This window comes from Aquimarina rhodophyticola (genome assembly GCF_042434915.1).
Classification (GTDB): Bacteria; Bacteroidota; Bacteroidia; order Flavobacteriales; family Flavobacteriaceae; genus Aquimarina.
In genome coordinates, this window is the sequence record NZ_CP170198.1 from 3,301,239 (window position 1) to 3,315,271 (window position 14,033).

Consider the following 14,033-nt stretch of genomic DNA (forward strand, 5'->3'; position numbering starts at 1 on the left):
TTAGAGTTTATATGTCTTACTTATGAAAACCTTTCAAACTTTATTTGAGTCCTATAATTGGGATGATGTGTTACGTAGTATTTATTCAAAGACACAAACTGATGTAGTGCGAGCACTACATTCAGAGCGTTTGGACTTAGACGATTTTAAAGCGTTACTTTCGCCCGCTGCACGTCCTTTTTTGGAAATCATGGCGCAGAAGAGCAGTAGCATTACAAAAAAACGTTTTGGTAATACGATTCAAATGTATGCTCCAATGTATTTGAGTAATGAATGTCAAAATATCTGTACATATTGTGGGTTTAGCATGACCAATAAAATCCCAAGGCGTACTCTTACAGATTCAGAAATTATTGAAGAAGTTTCCTATCTTAAATCAAAAGGACATAATCATATCCTTCTGGTAACAGGAGAGGCTAACAAAACTGTAGGGGTTTCCTATATTAAAAATGCGATTACACTAATTAGGTCGTACTTTGCTAATATTACAATCGAGGTACAGCCACTCGATCAAGAAGATTATGAGGAGTTAATAGCAGCGGGACTTTATGCTGTTCTGGTATACCAAGAAACCTATCATCAAAAGGAATATAAAAAGCATCATCCAAAAGGCAAAAAGTCAAATTTTAAGTATCGATTAGAAACACCAGATCGGTTGGGACGCGCGCAAGTTCATAAGATTGGACTTGGAGCTCTATTTGGTTTAGAAGATTGGCGAGCCGATAGTTTTTTTACAGCACTTCATTTGCGTTACCTTCAAAAGACCTATTGGAAAACTAAATATTCGGTTTCTTTTCCAAGATTACGACCACATAGTGGGGGATTAGAGCCAAAAGTTGAAATGACTGATAGGGATCTCGTTCAATTAATTTGTGCCTTTAGATTGTTTGATGCAGATGTAGAACTATCCATGTCTACTAGAGAAAGTGAACTTTTTAGAGAGCATATTGTTAATCTAGGTATTACTTCGATAAGTGCGGCTTCTAAAACTAATCCTGGCGGCTATGTTGTTGAACAACAATCGCTAGAGCAATTTCAAATTTCTGACGAACGTTCTACAGAAGCTATAACTAGGATGCTGAAAGATAAGGGACTGGAAGTAGTATGGAAAGATTGGGAATATTTTAATTGATTCTAAGCTCAAAGTATGTATGCTGACACAAAATGAACAAAAACAGTACAATCGACACCTTATTCTCGAAGAAATAGGTCTAGAAGGACAGGAAAAATTAAAAAATAGTAAAGTTTTGATGATTGGAGCTGGAGGATTAGGTTGTCCAGTATTACAATATCTAACGTCGGCAGGGGTAGGTACGATAGGTATTATAGATGATGATAAAGTTGATCAATCAAATTTACAACGACAAGTTTTATATACGGTTGATGATATCGGAAAACCCAAGGTTCACATGGCCTCTCAAAAACTGAGTAAATTAAATCCGCACGTTAGATTTAAAACTTATAATGAGCGGTTAAGTACTTTGAACATACTTTCTATTTTTGCAGAGTATGATATTGTTGTAGATGGCACTGATAATTTTCCTGCTAAATACCTTATTAACGATGGGGCTATTATCACCAAGAAACCATTGGTTTTTGGTTCCATTTTTAAATTTGAAGGTCAAATCTCTGTGTTCAATTTTGATAACGGACCTACTTATCGATGTCTTTTTCCAGAGCCTCCTGGAGAGAATGCGCTACCTAATTGTTCTGATATAGGTGTGCTAGGAGTATTACCAGGGATTATAGGCGGTATGATGGCAAACGAAGTACTTAAAATGATTGTTGGTATTGGAGTCGTCTTAAAAGGGAAGCTTTTACGTTTTGACACTTTAAGCATGCAACAACAAATACTTCATTTTGATAAAAACATAAACCATGAAATTAGTAGGCTTGATAATGATTATGGAATTTTCTGCGGAATAAAAAAAACAGGGACTATCAGTTCTTCAGATTTTAAGAATAACAGAAATCTTTATACGTTGATAGACGTACGAAACTACTCAGAATATCAAGAATTTAATATCGGGGGTTATCACATACCCTTACATGAACTCGAAAGCAAAGCGTCCTCTATTACCAATACTAAACCTATTGTACTATGCTGTCAATCTGGGAATCGTAGCAAAAAAGCAATACAGATTCTTACAAAACTTAGAAAAGATCTAACCTTGTTAAATTTGGAAGGTGGACTTAATAAGTTTAGTTTGTAATAGTTAACGAGTTGCCATCCCTACGGATCGCGTAGCGCACCAATGGATAGCCACCCTCACCCTCTAATTGTTTGCCGCTTACAATTTCATAAACATTAGCATTATCACAGTTAGAAGAAGCTTCAATACCTTCTACAAGCAATGCAGAACATGAACTAGGAGTGATGTTAGGATCGCTTAGCTCAAAAGCCGAATAAAGTGTGTTATCTACATTGTAAATGATAACACCTTTGACACCTACACCATCAATAGTTTCTACAAACGAATTGTTTGGGAATTTAAGACTGTTGTACTGTGGCAGATCAAGATTAATAGTATGCGTAAAATTTACTGAAGGTATAAAAGGGTTATCTACACGAGATGTATCATCTTTAGCACACGATACATAAAAAAAAATACCAAGAACTACTACGTTAAATCGTTTCATGTCGCACAAACTTTTTACAAATTTACTTTTTTCATCCTGTATATCATATTGTTTTAAAAATATGTTGAGACTCTTGTTTAATGGAAGGGTAAAAATTATTTGCACCTATAAATTTTTCTTATATTTGTTAAGTTGAAGTCCCATGACAATGGGATTTTTTCTATTTATATAAATGAAGGAACTATGAGTAAAATATCATATTATACCGCAGAAGGACTTAAGAAATTGAGAGATGAGGTAAATCAACTCAAAGATGTAGAACGTCCTAAAGCTTCGCAAGCGATTGCAGAGGCTAGGGATAAAGGAGATTTAAGTGAAAATGCAGAATACGATGCAGCCAAAGAGGCTCAAGGGCTTTTGGAGTTAAAAATCTCTAAAATGGAAGCTACGTTATCCAATGCCAGATTAATTGACGAATCACAATTAGATACATCAAAAGCACTAATCCATTCATTTGTAAAAATTAAGAATCAAACCAATGGTGCAGAGATGACATATAAGTTGGTTGCGCAAAGTGAAGCTGATTTAAAATCAGGAAAGATTTCTGTAGATTCGCCTATTGGTAAAGGACTATTAGGAAAAAGTATTGGGGATGTTGCAGAGATACAGGTACCCAATGGAACAATGAAATTTGATATTATCGAAATTTCTAGATAAGATATAATTTGAAACAACTGTAAAAAACCTTTTTTTAATAGCTAAGAAAGGTTTTTTTTATACCTTCTAATAACAATATATTTATATTTCCTGTATATATTAATAAATACAAATTATGGCTACCCTTTTTACTAAAATAATTAATAAAGAGATTCCTTCTTATAAACTGGCAGAGGACGATAATTTTTATGCTTTTTTGGATATAAATCCTAATGCCAAGGGTCATGCTTTATGCATACCAAAATTAGAAGAAGATAAATTGTTTGATCTTGATGAGACGACTTATATAGAACTTATGCGTTTCTCTCGTAATGTAGCAAAAGCATTAGAGAGGACAGTGACCTGTAAACGAGTTGGTATGGCTGTTATAGGTCTAGAAGTACCTCATGTTCATGTACATCTTATACCTTTACAATCTATGGATGACATGCGATTTGAAAAAAAAATTGTCATGAGTGACGAAGAACTTAAAAAGTTAGCAAAAGATATTCAAGCAAATTTTAAAGCATAAAATGGCACAATCTTTAGAGTTGTTGTTACGAATCGATTGGAGTGAAATGGACACTTATCAGCATGTTAATAATCTTAATTTCATGAAATACATGCAAAGTGCTCGCGTACAATTTTGGGAGGTTTTAGGTTTAGCAAAACGCTATGCAGAGACCAAAGAGGGGCCTATGTTAGTGTCTTCAAAATGTGATTTCAAACATCCTTTGTTTTATCCGGGCAATGTGCGTATAAAATCTAACATAGAATACATTAAAAATTCTAGTTTTGGTCTACGTCATACTCTTTATAACGATGAGAATACGTTGTGCGCAACGGGCTATGATGTCGCTGTTTGCTTTGATTTTACTAAAAACAAAACCTTTATGATTCCCGAGGATCTTAGAAAAATTATGTCAAAGTATCTCGTTTAACTCAAACCACTCAGGGTTTTGAATAAAGGCATATAGTACAATGCCGATTAAAACTATAAAAATCAAAATTATAATTGACAGAGGTCTTAGTCGTATAGAGGGACTCTTTGGAGCTACTGTTTTTTTGTGGTATTGGTATACACGCTCGATATCGTCGGTATAACGCCCTGCAAAAATTTCGGTATCGCATTTCTTACAGTGCATGTTTTCAATAATTTCCTTTCTAATCTGAATGACAAAGGGTGAGGTAACCTTTTTTTGATCAAAGCTTAAAGTCAAGCTTTCTGTCGCAAAACATTCTGGGCAATTATTATTTAATACCGCTTTTTTAAGGTTGATATATTCAGTTTTCACGTTGGTTTGGTTTTTCAGAATATAACGACCAGGATTTAACTTTCTTGTGTTTCAATTTCAATTTTTTTTAAAGTAATTTGAAAAACGGAACCTCTACCTAGTTCTGATCGTAAAACTTTTATTTTACCAGAATGATACTCCTCTATGATTCTTTTTGCTAGCGACAGCCCTAATCCCCAGCCCCTACTTTTTGAAGTATACCCAGGTTCGAATATTTTACTAAATTTACTTTTTGGTAATCCTTTACCAGAATCTTTAATTTTAATATAAATACGTTTATTGTCTTGTGTCACTTCGATTTTAAGATCTCCTTTCCCTTTCATTGCATCAATAGCATTTTTTACTAAGTTTTCTATAGTCCAACCAAATAATTGTGAGTTTAAGCGTACCATGATAGGATGATCAGGCAATTTGATTGAAAAATTAATTAGTTTTGAGCTACGCGCTTCTATATACGTATAAGCTTCTTTAGTCTCGGCAACAATATCTTTATCTTCAAGATTAGGTATAGATCCAATTTTTGAGAATCGTTCTGTGATAACGCGCAAACGTTCAATATCCTTTTCCATTTCTACCAGATACTCTGGATTTACATTCTCGGTCTTTAATATTTCATTCCATCCCACGAGTGAAGATAGCGGTGTGCCGATTTGATGGGCGGTCTCTTTGGCCATCCCTGCCCATAGTTTATTTTGCTCACTTGCTTTTGAGGTAGTAAAGAAAAAATAAATAACTCCGATAAGTAAAAAGAGGATGAGTGCAATTGCAATGGGATAGTATTTTAATTTTTTGAGAATTGCCGAGTTGCCAAAATGAATGTATTGAACTGTACCTTTTAAGTCTAGTTCTATAGGTGCGTTTTCTGATTTTAAGTCAAGTAGAAAAGCCATTAATTCCTCTTCATCTTCAATTATATTTGAAGATAGATTTTTGAAGTAACCAGCGTCTATTTTACCAGAAGAATCCCTTATAAATTGATGTTTACCATCGGTAATAATGATTGGAATAGTATTATTTGTACCTCCAATTAAAATAGATAGGTCTAGATAGTCATCAGATTGTTCGCTATTTAGTGCCTTTTGAGATTGTGCCCAAACTTGCATTTTAATACGTTCATCCTCTTTAAGACGTTGTAAAAAAAGAGAAGTATTCCAGAGGACTAATCCCGAAATTAAGAGAACAGCTATAATAATAAAATAACTCGCTAATTTCCGCTCATCAGAAAAATTCATGTGGTAAAGATTAATTTTTAAATATAAACGTTTTATTAGACACTTAGTATATAAGATCAAATGCTAAATCGATTTTTATAACACTATCCTGCATTTAAACTTTATTATCTTTGTAACACACAAAAGAAATTATGATAGCTATAGATCCTAAAGAAGTAAGTACAGGTAAATTGCACGGAATGATGTTGGGTGCCATCGGTCCCAGACCTATAGCATTCGCAAGTACGGTAGATGTAGATGGTAATCCAAATTTATCACCCTATAGTTTTTTTAACGTATTTAGTGCAAATCCTCCTATTCTAATATTTTCGCCAGCACGAAGAGTACGTGATAACACCACCAAACATACTCTAGACAACATTATGGATACTAATGAAGTAGTAATTAATGTAGTCAACTACGATATTGTCCAGCAAATGTCTCTAACTAGTACAGAATATGCTGCGGGTGTTAACGAGTTTCAAAAGTCTGGATTAACAATGCAGCCTGCAGTAAAAATCAAACCCTTTAGGGTTGAGGAGTCACCTGTTCAATTTGAATGTTCAGTAAAAGAAGTTATTGCTTTGGGTAAAGAAGGGGGAGCAGGTAATCTAGTCATCTGTGAAGTTCTACTAATGCATGTCAAAGCGTCTGTTTTGGATACCAACGGTAGGATCGATCAGGAAAAAATAGACCAAGTAGCGAGAATGGGCGGTAACTGGTATACAAGGGCTAAGACAGGTATGTTTGAAGTGCCAAAACCAATTACCACTCTTGGTATCGGAGTTGATGCTTTGCCCGAAAGCATTCGATTAAGTACTGTGTTAACTGGTAACGATCTTGGTAAGTTAGGTAATGTAGAAGAGCTTCCAAATGAGACTGATATAGCAATCTTTTTTGACAAGCACCCCGAGATTAAAGGGCAAATAATTTCTAATAACCCGACAGAAATTCATAAATTTGCCAAACAGTATTTGGATCAAAATGATGTAATTACTGCCTGGAAAATTTTAGCAGCAAATAAATAATAGATTAAGATGGAAGTACAAGGAAAAGTAAAAATGGTAGGTGAGGTACAAAGCTTTGGTAGCAATGGTTTTAGAAAGAGAGAAGTAGTAGTGACCACAGATGAGCAATATCCTCAACATATAATGGTTGAATTCGTTCAGGATAAATGTGATTTACTTAATAATTTTCAGGTAGGGCAAGATGTAAAAATAAGTATCAATTTGAGAGGAAGAGAATGGGTGAATCCTCAGGGAGAAACAAAATATTTTAATTCTATTCAAGGATGGAGAATTGAAAACCTTCAGCCCATGGCTTCTACAGCCGCTCCAATGCCACCTGCTGATGCGTTTGAACCTGCTACCGATTTATCAGAAGAAGATCATGACGATCTGCCATTCTAAAGGTAGTATTATAAAATAAACAGTCTTTGGTTTGATAGGTAGACAAAAAAAAGTCCGATACTCTATGTGTCGGACTTTTCATATTGTGAATTTGATTATACCTTCTAATAAAACTCAAAAAAGCAATGATGAACAAAATTTAACTTAAAAGGCATTAACAAATATTGTCATTTTTTTGATTAAATCAAACAACTATTTGATATTTAACGTGATAAACATTCAGCTTAATTTTGCATATTCTAACAGATACTATAGATTTTCCTCCTGTTCATCTAGCCAACAAAGATGGATTGTTAGCGGTGGGTGGTGATCTTTCTAGCGAGCGTTTATTATGTGCTTATACTAATGGTATTTTTCCATGGTTTACAGATGACCAACCAATTTTATGGTTTAGTCCTGATCCCCGCATGGTACTTTTTCCAAATGAACTGAGAATAAGTAAAAGCATGAGGCAGTTAATGCGAAAAAATACTTTTAAAACTACGTTTAATACTCGTTTTAAAGAAGTGATTAGTGCTTGTGCTTCTATACCAAGAAAGGATCAAGATGGTACTTGGATTACCTCAAATATGATAAATGCATATCACGACTTACACAGATTAGGATATGCAATTTCTGTTGAGGTATGGCAAGAGGATGTCCTTGTTGGAGGATTATATGGAGTTTTATTAAGGAATCAAGAAGTATTTTGTGGAGAAAGCATGTTTTCCAAGGTTAGCAATGCATCCAAATTTGCCTTTGTTTCTTTAGTTCAACAATTAGCATCCGAGGGCATCAAATTGATCGATTGCCAAATGTATACCGATCATTTGGCAAGTTTGGGAGCCAGAGAAATAGAACGTACCATATTTATGAACTATTTGAAATAAAAATTATATCTTCCTATAGATTTACTTACATAATAAAGAAACTATGACGGTACATAATTTTGAGACTTCGACATCAATTCTAAATCAATTTATTGCTGAAATGAGAGATGATACGCTACAAAAAGATAGTATGCGTTTTAGAAGAAATATAGAACGTATAGGAGAGATTTTAGGATATGAATTAAGTAAAAAGTTAGCTGTAATATCCAAAAATGTGCAAACGCCGTTAGGCAATAAATATGTAAGCGTACCCAATGAAGCATTAGTTTTGTGCTCTATCTTGAGAGCAGGAATGCCGTTGCATCAAGGGTTGTTGAATTATTTTGATACAGCAGAAAACGCATTCATATCGGCATATCGTAAGCACTTTGATACTTCAGATGCGTTTGAGGTGGTAGTAAATTATCTTGCGGCACCATCTATTGAAGGTAAAACGTTGATTTTGATAGATCCTATGTTAGCAACAGGCAGAACATTAGAAAATACTTACCATGCCTTATTAAAGTATGGAACACCTAAAAATATTCATATCGTGTCTGTAATTGGATCAATACAGGGGGTTGAGCATGTTAACTCTATTTTTCCTCAAAATACGCATGTGTGGATCGCTACCATAGATGACACATTAAGTTCTAAGGGATATATAGTTCCTGGATTAGGGGACGCAGGAGACTTGTGTTATGGATCAAAATTATAAGTAATTGAGGTAAGAATACGAACAAGCTATTCAATTAATATTTAAAACAGTTAATCTCATGATCATCAACCATGCCTATAGCCTGCATGTAAGCATAGATAATAGTTGAACCTACAAATTTAAACCCTCTATCTTTTAGGTCTTTACTGATCTTATCTGAAAGAGGTGTAGTAGCAGGACATTCTGAAAAATGTTTCCAATGATTTTTAATGGGGGTATAAGTTACAAAACTCCATATATAGTTATCAAAACTTTCAAATTCTTGTTGAACTTTCATAAAATTTTGAGCATTCATAATAGCAGCATTTATTTTAAGCTTATTTCTTATGATGCCTGAATTACGTAGCAATTCTTCTATCTTAACCTGATCATACATTGCGATACGGGTATAATCGAAATTATCAAAAGCTTTTCTAAAATTCTCTCTTTTTTTTAAAATAGTAAGCCAACTTAGCCCTGCTTGAAAGGATTCTAATAATAAAAATTCAAACAATACAGTATCGTCATGCACAGGAACTCCCCATTCTTGATCGTGATACTTTTGATACTCCACATCTGAGGAGCACCAGTGGCAACGTTGTTTATCCATCAATTTTTGTAATTTAGATACTAAAGATACTATAATAAAATGTGTTTTAAATGTAAGGATACCGTGTAGAATGCGTCCATCTACTACTAAAGAACATTGTATGAAAGAAGTTAAAGCAACTCCAATAGCAAACCTTATTAAAAAGGGTATTGCTGCCTCTATAAGTTATACCGAATATAAAGAGAAGATTAGCGCCCTATTAGCAACAGGAATGTCTACAGGTAAAGAGCAATCTGAAGCTTTAACCAATTATAGTATGCTTAACGAACGACGAATGAAAAGGTTGGACAAAACACTAGTAATTGACCAAGCGATTGGAGCTGCTATTGCAGAAATGGAGGTTGATAGTACCTGGCTCGTTATAACCGAAGGATGGTGTGGCGATGCAGCGCAATCACTTCCTGTTTTGAATAAAATCGCAGCATTAAACCCAGGGATCGATTTGCGTATTGTTTTTAGGGATCAACATTTAGATCTTATGGATAATTTTCTAACAAATAAGGGACGCTCTATCCCAAAATTAATAGCCTATTCAAAAATGGAGGAACGCATCCTTTTTACCTGGGGACCAAGACCATCAACAGCTACCAAAATGGTAGAGGCTTTTAAACAGGAACATGGTAGCCTGAACGCTCTCTTTAAACAAGATTTACAAATTTGGTACAATAAGGACAAAGGAAAAACACTTGTTAATGATTTCTTTGAACTTTTAAAAAATCATTCAGAGTAATTAAAATAATAAGTGATAGATCCATTTTGTTGCTCCATAGTCGATGAAGAAAAAAGAGCTTTTTTAGCATATTGCATGGCATTGTCAAATAAGCATTCATTTCTCGTAGTAGAGTTGCGTTTATCAACTTTGGTTTGATACACATATCCATTTTTATTGACTTCAATTTTAACAACTACTTTGCCACTCCCTTGACAAGTGTAAACAGGGTTTGGCAATCTCAAAGCTTTTCTGTTTTTTAGAGCGTAGCTTAACGAACTGTTGCGATTATTTGTTTCAATATTAGAGGCTTTTTCATCTTCAGCATTACCTGTATCTTCATTTTGTGTTTCAGAATCTTCGGGTTCTGTTATCATATCGGCACCATCTGTATTAGTGAGCATATTGTTATCACCTTCCATTCCTTTACCATTATCTTCGGTTAGAGCTTTCATTCGCTCTTCAAATTCATTGTGGTCAGGATCTTCAAAATCTTCGTTAAACGCATCATGAGTTCTTTTGGCAGCAATTAGATCTCGCTCTTTTTGCTCAATTTCCTCTTCTACTTCTTCCTCTTCAGATAGCGCAGCAATATCTTCTACCGGGAGCTCTATAAGCATTTCGGTCTTAAGTTGTTGTTTGCCAACCATATGTACATTATACAGGGTAAGTATAATAATACACATAAGCATACTAGTGATAATGAGGGCTTTGTGTTTTTCTATAAATGTCATAGCTCAAAAAATTAGGTTACATTTGGGGTAATGCTTGGTTCAGTTCTATTTCAAAATCTTCAGGACTTATAGCGTTTTCGACAAAAAAATCTCCAATTTTAGTACGTCTTAACGTGCTTAAATACGCTCCGCAATTAAGCGCTTTTCCAAAATCATGTGCAAGTGATCTAATATAAGTCCCTTTACTACATTGGACTCTGAAATTAATATTGGGCAGCTTGATATCAGTAATTTCAAAAATATCGATTTGTACAGCTCTCGATGCTATTGCAACTTCTTCACCGCTTCGGGCATATTCATAGAGACGTTTTCCGTCTTTTTTTAGGGCAGAAAATACTGGCGGGAACTGATTGATTATTCCTGTAAATTGTGAGGTAGTAGCTTTAATAAATTCTTCTGTAAGGTGGTCGACGGGGAACTCTTGATTTATCTCGGTTTCTAGATCATAAGATGGGGTAGTAGCTCCTACAGTTATTGTACCTGTATATTCTTTTACTTGTCCTTGAAACTCTTCAATACGTTTGGTAAACTTTCCCGTGCATAGAATAAGTAACCCCGTTGCTAGGGGATCAAGTGTACCAGCATGGCCTACCTTAATTTTTTTTATATTATAGTGTTTACGAATCAACCAACGAATTTTATTCACGACTTGAAACGATGTCCATTGCAGGGGTTTATCGATCAATATAATTTGACCGTCTTTGTATGCTTGTTCGGTTAACATTATAGGGCTATTTAATAAAACCAAAAATGATGGCAGCTACACCAACAATTACACAATATAAGGCAAAATAAGATAACTTGCTCTTTTTCACTATAGAAATCATCCATGTACAGGCGAAGAGTCCAGAAATAAATGCTGCCAGAAACCCTGCTAATAATGGAAAGCTTGCTCCCGATTCATAGGATAAATCTCCACTAATTATATCCTTTAAAATTTTACCAAAAATTAAAGGGATTACCATTAAAAAAGAAAATCTCGCGGCTTTTGTTTTATCATTTCCCAAAAGTACCGAGGTGGATATTGTAGCGCCACTACGAGATATTCCTGGTAGCATGGCGATAGCTTGTGCTAGGCCAATTATTAATGCGTTCGATTTACTTACTGGTTTTTGAGTGTCTTTGGCTTTGTTAGCTAACCATAACAATACTGCGGTAATGATGAGCATCGCTCCCACAAACTCAATAGCACCTCCAAAGAGTTGTTCTAATTGTTCTTCAAAAAGTAATCCAACGATAACAGCAGGAAGCATTGAGATTATTATTTTTAGAGCAAATTGGGTCTCATCATTATTCTTAAATTTATGCAACCCTTGAATTAAAACTAGAATATCTTTTCTGAAAATAACAAGTGTACTCAGAGCGGTCGCAAAATGAAGTACTACTGTAAATAATAACGATTCTTCTGGAACGCTGTTGTCACCAAGAATGGCTTTTCCCAGTTCTAGATGACCACTTGAGGACACAGGTAGAAACTCTGTTAATCCTTGGATAATTCCTAAAATTATCGCGTCAATAATTTCCATAGCTTACTATGTTTGTTTTTATGGTAATTATAAAACTACCAGTCAGTTAGTTGGTAAGGAACTTTTATTCTTACTTTTTCTTACTAGGATTTAAAAGAATGGCATACGCTTCAATCACAAAGCCAATAAGAACGATTGTTGGTGCCAAGCGTATTCTTCTAAAATTATAAATATCGGGATTGAAATAGTTTGGGTCGTCACTTCCGCCACCTGCCATTAAAATAAAACCTAGTGCAATGACACCAAGGCCAATACCCATCATGATGTAATTTTTCTTCTTAAAAACAAATTCCGAAGCATGTTTCTTTGATTTGTCAGTTGTTTTAATCATCAGTATTTTTAATTATTTCGTTATAAATAACTTTATCACCTTTAGTAATTTTGGCGATATGGCCCATATTGCTATCACGCGTAAAAATAGTCCATCGGCGCACGGGATACAAAGTAACAAAGGTATCTAAAATTTCGTTGCGTAACTCATCGATCTGTATTTGTAATAATCCTCTATTAATATAATAATAATGGGTATCATCTTCGATAGAAATGGCTATATCCATGCCTGGTGCTTCTGTGATACGAATTACCTTTCCATGCATCTTTAAAACCTCATCATGTGTCACATTACGTACAGGACGAAATGACTGAATAATGATTCCCATTCCAATCACAAAAATGATTCCGACACTTATAAAATAGACTTTTACAGCAGTACTCATATAAAATTGATCTAATAGTAAAGTTCGTCAGTTCTTAAATTCAAAAAACGTTGTGTAGCAAAAAACGTGCTTATCCATGTAATTAAAACTCCCATTCCAAAAATGCCAATGAATAAAATTGCTAACAGATAGTAGTCGTCTAATAATGCGAGCTCAGGAAATGTTTCGTTAAGGTAATATAATACGATACTAACTCCAATTAATGCTAGCGTAGCTCCTATCATACCCAAACGCACACTTTTCCATATAAAAGGTCTGCGTATAAATTTTTTGGTAGCACCGACCATTTGCATTGTTTTGATGATAAATCGCTTGGAATATACCGATAGTCGAATAGAACTATTGATTAGAAGAACGGCGATAAAAGTAAAAATGGCACTTATTAATAGCACCCAGATACTAATTCGTTTAATATTGTCATTAAGTAAAGAGATCAGGGGTTTATCATATATAATCTCATCAACAAAATCTTTTTTGGTAATCGTTGTGGTAATTTCTTCCATTTTGGCAGCATCCACAAAATCAGCCTTTAAATATACATCGATCGAATTTTGAAGTGGATTATACCCCAAAAATTCCATGAAATTTTCTCCAATTTCTTTACTATGAGATTCTGCAGCCTCATCTTTTGATACATAAGAGGTAGATTTTGTATATTCTGCTAAGGCAAGCGTTTTTTCAAGTTGTTTTATTTCGATCTCTTTGGCCGAATTTTTTAAATAAATCGTAAGCGCTATCTTCTCTTTAAAATGATCAGCGACCTTTTTAGTATTTAGAACCAATAAGCCCAATAGACCTAGTAAAAATAATACCAGAGAAATACTAATAATTACAGAAAAATAGGAGGATATTAGTCTTCGTTTTTGATACTTTTCAAAAGATGAGCTCATAAAAAATAATTTGCAGGTAAAAATAATAAAGTTAATTAACTTTAAAGTCCTTATAGGTAACGCATTTTAAAGTGTTATATTAACTAACGAAATTTATACTGCTACTAATTTT

Annotated in this window: 20 protein-coding genes; 10 read left to right on the forward strand and 10 right to left on the reverse strand. The window is 34.3% G+C overall.

What is annotated here, in order from left to right:
* Positions 1-22: 22 nt before the first annotated feature.
* Positions 23-1,132: a 2-iminoacetate synthase ThiH gene (gene thiH / locus ACE939_RS14285; RefSeq protein ID WP_378186277.1), complete on the forward strand. Its 1,110-nt coding sequence runs from the start codon at positions 23-25 to the stop codon at positions 1,130-1,132.
* A 19-nt stretch (positions 1,133-1,151) separates the two neighbouring features.
* The gene (gene moeB, locus ACE939_RS14290; RefSeq protein ID WP_378186278.1) at positions 1,152-2,213 is read left to right on the forward strand and encodes a molybdopterin-synthase adenylyltransferase MoeB; all 1,062 of its coding nucleotides are present in this window, start codon (positions 1,152-1,154) and stop codon (positions 2,211-2,213) included.
* On the opposite strand, the gene ACE939_RS14295 is transcribed toward moeB, so the two are convergent.
* Entirely contained in the window at positions 2,203-2,640 is a 438-nt protein-coding gene (locus tag ACE939_RS14295; RefSeq protein WP_378186279.1) for a hypothetical protein, read from the reverse strand. The genes moeB and ACE939_RS14295 overlap by 11 nt on opposite strands.
* Before the next feature lie 183 nt (positions 2,641-2,823).
* Here ACE939_RS14295 and greA point away from each other — a divergent pair, with 183 nt between their 5' ends.
* The 3 genes from greA to ACE939_RS14310 all read left to right on the forward strand — a co-directional run bounded on the left by greA (position 2,824) and on the right by ACE939_RS14310 (position 4,217).
* Entirely contained in the window at positions 2,824-3,297 is a 474-nt protein-coding gene (greA, locus tag ACE939_RS14300; protein WP_378186280.1) for a transcription elongation factor GreA, read from the forward strand.
* A gap of 115 nt (positions 3,298-3,412) precedes the next feature.
* Positions 3,413-3,808 carry an HIT family protein gene (locus ACE939_RS14305; RefSeq protein ID WP_378186281.1) on the forward strand — a complete coding sequence of 132 codons (396 nt, stop codon included), beginning with the start codon at positions 3,413-3,415 and terminating at the stop codon, positions 3,806-3,808.
* Position 3,809: 1 nt separating this feature from the next.
* Entirely contained in the window at positions 3,810-4,217 is a 408-nt protein-coding gene (locus ACE939_RS14310; protein WP_378186282.1) for an acyl-CoA thioesterase, read from the forward strand.
* On the opposite strand, the gene ACE939_RS14315 is transcribed toward ACE939_RS14310, so the two are convergent.
* Together ACE939_RS14315 and ACE939_RS14320 are read right to left on the reverse strand one after the other, a co-directional pair.
* The gene (locus ACE939_RS14315) at positions 4,200-4,571 is read right to left on the reverse strand and encodes a hypothetical protein (RefSeq protein ID WP_378186283.1); all 372 of its coding nucleotides are present in this window, start codon (positions 4,569-4,571) and stop codon (positions 4,200-4,202) included. The genes ACE939_RS14310 and ACE939_RS14315 overlap by 18 nt on opposite strands.
* 35 nt (positions 4,572-4,606) lie before the next feature.
* Complete coding sequence (locus tag ACE939_RS14320; protein WP_378186284.1) at positions 4,607-5,803, reverse strand: sensor histidine kinase; 1,197 nt, start codon at positions 5,801-5,803, stop codon at positions 4,607-4,609.
* Between the two features lie 131 nt (positions 5,804-5,934).
* Here ACE939_RS14320 and ACE939_RS14325 point away from each other — a divergent pair, with 131 nt between their 5' ends.
* The 4 genes from ACE939_RS14325 to upp all read left to right on the forward strand — a co-directional run bounded on the left by ACE939_RS14325 (position 5,935) and on the right by upp (position 8,757).
* Positions 5,935-6,810: a flavin reductase family protein gene (locus tag ACE939_RS14325; RefSeq protein ID WP_378186285.1), complete on the forward strand. Its 876-nt coding sequence runs from the start codon at positions 5,935-5,937 to the stop codon at positions 6,808-6,810.
* A 9-nt stretch (positions 6,811-6,819) separates the two neighbouring features.
* Positions 6,820-7,191, forward strand: a complete 372-nt coding sequence (locus ACE939_RS14330) for a DUF3127 domain-containing protein (RefSeq protein WP_378186286.1) — start codon at positions 6,820-6,822, stop codon at positions 7,189-7,191.
* 230 nt (positions 7,192-7,421) lie between these two features.
* The gene (gene aat, locus ACE939_RS14335) at positions 7,422-8,060 is read left to right on the forward strand and encodes a leucyl/phenylalanyl-tRNA--protein transferase (protein WP_378186287.1); all 639 of its coding nucleotides are present in this window, start codon (positions 7,422-7,424) and stop codon (positions 8,058-8,060) included.
* A gap of 43 nt (positions 8,061-8,103) precedes the next feature.
* Entirely contained in the window at positions 8,104-8,757 is a 654-nt protein-coding gene (gene upp, locus ACE939_RS14340) for a uracil phosphoribosyltransferase (RefSeq protein WP_378186288.1), read from the forward strand.
* 34 nt (positions 8,758-8,791) lie between these two features.
* Here the strand turns inward: upp and ACE939_RS14345 are convergent, their stop codons facing one another.
* The gene (locus tag ACE939_RS14345) at positions 8,792-9,346 is read right to left on the reverse strand and encodes a DNA-3-methyladenine glycosylase I (protein WP_378186289.1); all 555 of its coding nucleotides are present in this window, start codon (positions 9,344-9,346) and stop codon (positions 8,792-8,794) included.
* A gap of 100 nt (positions 9,347-9,446) precedes the next feature.
* Between ACE939_RS14345 and ACE939_RS14350 the strand changes: the two genes are divergently transcribed.
* Positions 9,447-10,076, forward strand: coding sequence for a thioredoxin family protein (locus ACE939_RS14350; protein ID WP_378186290.1), 630 nt, complete (start codon positions 9,447-9,449; stop codon positions 10,074-10,076).
* Here the strand turns inward: ACE939_RS14350 and ACE939_RS14355 are convergent.
* From ACE939_RS14355 to ACE939_RS14380, 6 genes are all read right to left on the reverse strand, one after another.
* The gene (locus tag ACE939_RS14355; RefSeq protein WP_378186291.1) at positions 10,064-10,789 is read right to left on the reverse strand and encodes a hypothetical protein; all 726 of its coding nucleotides are present in this window, start codon (positions 10,787-10,789) and stop codon (positions 10,064-10,066) included. The genes ACE939_RS14350 and ACE939_RS14355 overlap by 13 nt on opposite strands.
* A 16-nt stretch (positions 10,790-10,805) precedes the next feature.
* On the reverse strand, positions 10,806-11,513 hold the full coding sequence (gene truB / locus ACE939_RS14360) for a tRNA pseudouridine(55) synthase TruB (protein ID WP_378186292.1): 708 nt from the start codon (positions 11,511-11,513) through the stop codon (positions 10,806-10,808).
* A gap of 7 nt (positions 11,514-11,520) precedes the next feature.
* Complete coding sequence (locus ACE939_RS14365; RefSeq protein WP_378186293.1) at positions 11,521-12,315, reverse strand: undecaprenyl-diphosphate phosphatase; 795 nt, start codon at positions 12,313-12,315, stop codon at positions 11,521-11,523.
* A 70-nt stretch (positions 12,316-12,385) separates the two neighbouring features.
* Entirely contained in the window at positions 12,386-12,646 is a 261-nt protein-coding gene (locus ACE939_RS14370) for a DUF3098 domain-containing protein (RefSeq protein WP_378186294.1), read from the reverse strand.
* On the reverse strand, positions 12,639-13,031 hold the full coding sequence (locus tag ACE939_RS14375) for a hypothetical protein (protein WP_378186296.1): 393 nt from the start codon (positions 13,029-13,031) through the stop codon (positions 12,639-12,641). The genes ACE939_RS14370 and ACE939_RS14375 overlap by 8 nt, the downstream gene beginning before the upstream one ends.
* A gap of 11 nt (positions 13,032-13,042) precedes the next feature.
* Positions 13,043-13,921, reverse strand: a complete 879-nt coding sequence (locus ACE939_RS14380; protein ID WP_378186297.1) for a cell division protein FtsX — start codon at positions 13,919-13,921, stop codon at positions 13,043-13,045.
* Positions 13,922-14,033 lie beyond the last annotated feature (112 nt).

Bases quoted from the DNA above. Each gene is read 5' to 3' on its own strand.
- thiH (WP_378186277.1), top strand. From the start codon at position 23: ATGAAAACCTTTCAAACTTTATTTGAGTCCTATAATTGGGATGATGTG.
- moeB (WP_378186278.1), top strand. From the start codon at position 1,152: ATGCTGACACAAAATGAACAAAAACAGTACAATCGACACCTTATTCTC.
- ACE939_RS14295 (WP_378186279.1), bottom strand. From the start codon at position 2,640: ATGAAACGATTTAACGTAGTAGTTCTTGGTATTTTTTTTTATGTATCG.
- greA (WP_378186280.1), top strand. From the start codon at position 2,824: ATGAGTAAAATATCATATTATACCGCAGAAGGACTTAAGAAATTGAGA.
- ACE939_RS14305 (WP_378186281.1), top strand. From the start codon at position 3,413: ATGGCTACCCTTTTTACTAAAATAATTAATAAAGAGATTCCTTCTTAT.
- ACE939_RS14310 (WP_378186282.1), top strand. From the start codon at position 3,810: ATGGCACAATCTTTAGAGTTGTTGTTACGAATCGATTGGAGTGAAATG.
- ACE939_RS14320 (WP_378186284.1), bottom strand. From the start codon at position 5,803: ATGAATTTTTCTGATGAGCGGAAATTAGCGAGTTATTTTATTATTATA.
- ACE939_RS14325 (WP_378186285.1), top strand. From the start codon at position 5,935: ATGATAGCTATAGATCCTAAAGAAGTAAGTACAGGTAAATTGCACGGA.
- ACE939_RS14330 (WP_378186286.1), top strand. From the start codon at position 6,820: ATGGAAGTACAAGGAAAAGTAAAAATGGTAGGTGAGGTACAAAGCTTT.
- upp (WP_378186288.1), top strand. From the start codon at position 8,104: ATGACGGTACATAATTTTGAGACTTCGACATCAATTCTAAATCAATTT.
- ACE939_RS14345 (WP_378186289.1), bottom strand. From the start codon at position 9,346: ATGGATAAACAACGTTGCCACTGGTGCTCCTCAGATGTGGAGTATCAA.
- ACE939_RS14350 (WP_378186290.1), top strand. From the start codon at position 9,447: ATGAAAGAAGTTAAAGCAACTCCAATAGCAAACCTTATTAAAAAGGGT.
- ACE939_RS14355 (WP_378186291.1), bottom strand. From the start codon at position 10,789: ATGACATTTATAGAAAAACACAAAGCCCTCATTATCACTAGTATGCTT.
- truB (WP_378186292.1), bottom strand. From the start codon at position 11,513: ATGTTAACCGAACAAGCATACAAAGACGGTCAAATTATATTGATCGAT.
- ACE939_RS14365 (WP_378186293.1), bottom strand. From the start codon at position 12,315: ATGGAAATTATTGACGCGATAATTTTAGGAATTATCCAAGGATTAACA.
- ACE939_RS14370 (WP_378186294.1), bottom strand. From the start codon at position 12,646: ATGATTAAAACAACTGACAAATCAAAGAAACATGCTTCGGAATTTGTT.
- ACE939_RS14375 (WP_378186296.1), bottom strand. From the start codon at position 13,031: ATGAGTACTGCTGTAAAAGTCTATTTTATAAGTGTCGGAATCATTTTT.
- ACE939_RS14380 (WP_378186297.1), bottom strand. From the start codon at position 13,921: ATGAGCTCATCTTTTGAAAAGTATCAAAAACGAAGACTAATATCCTCC.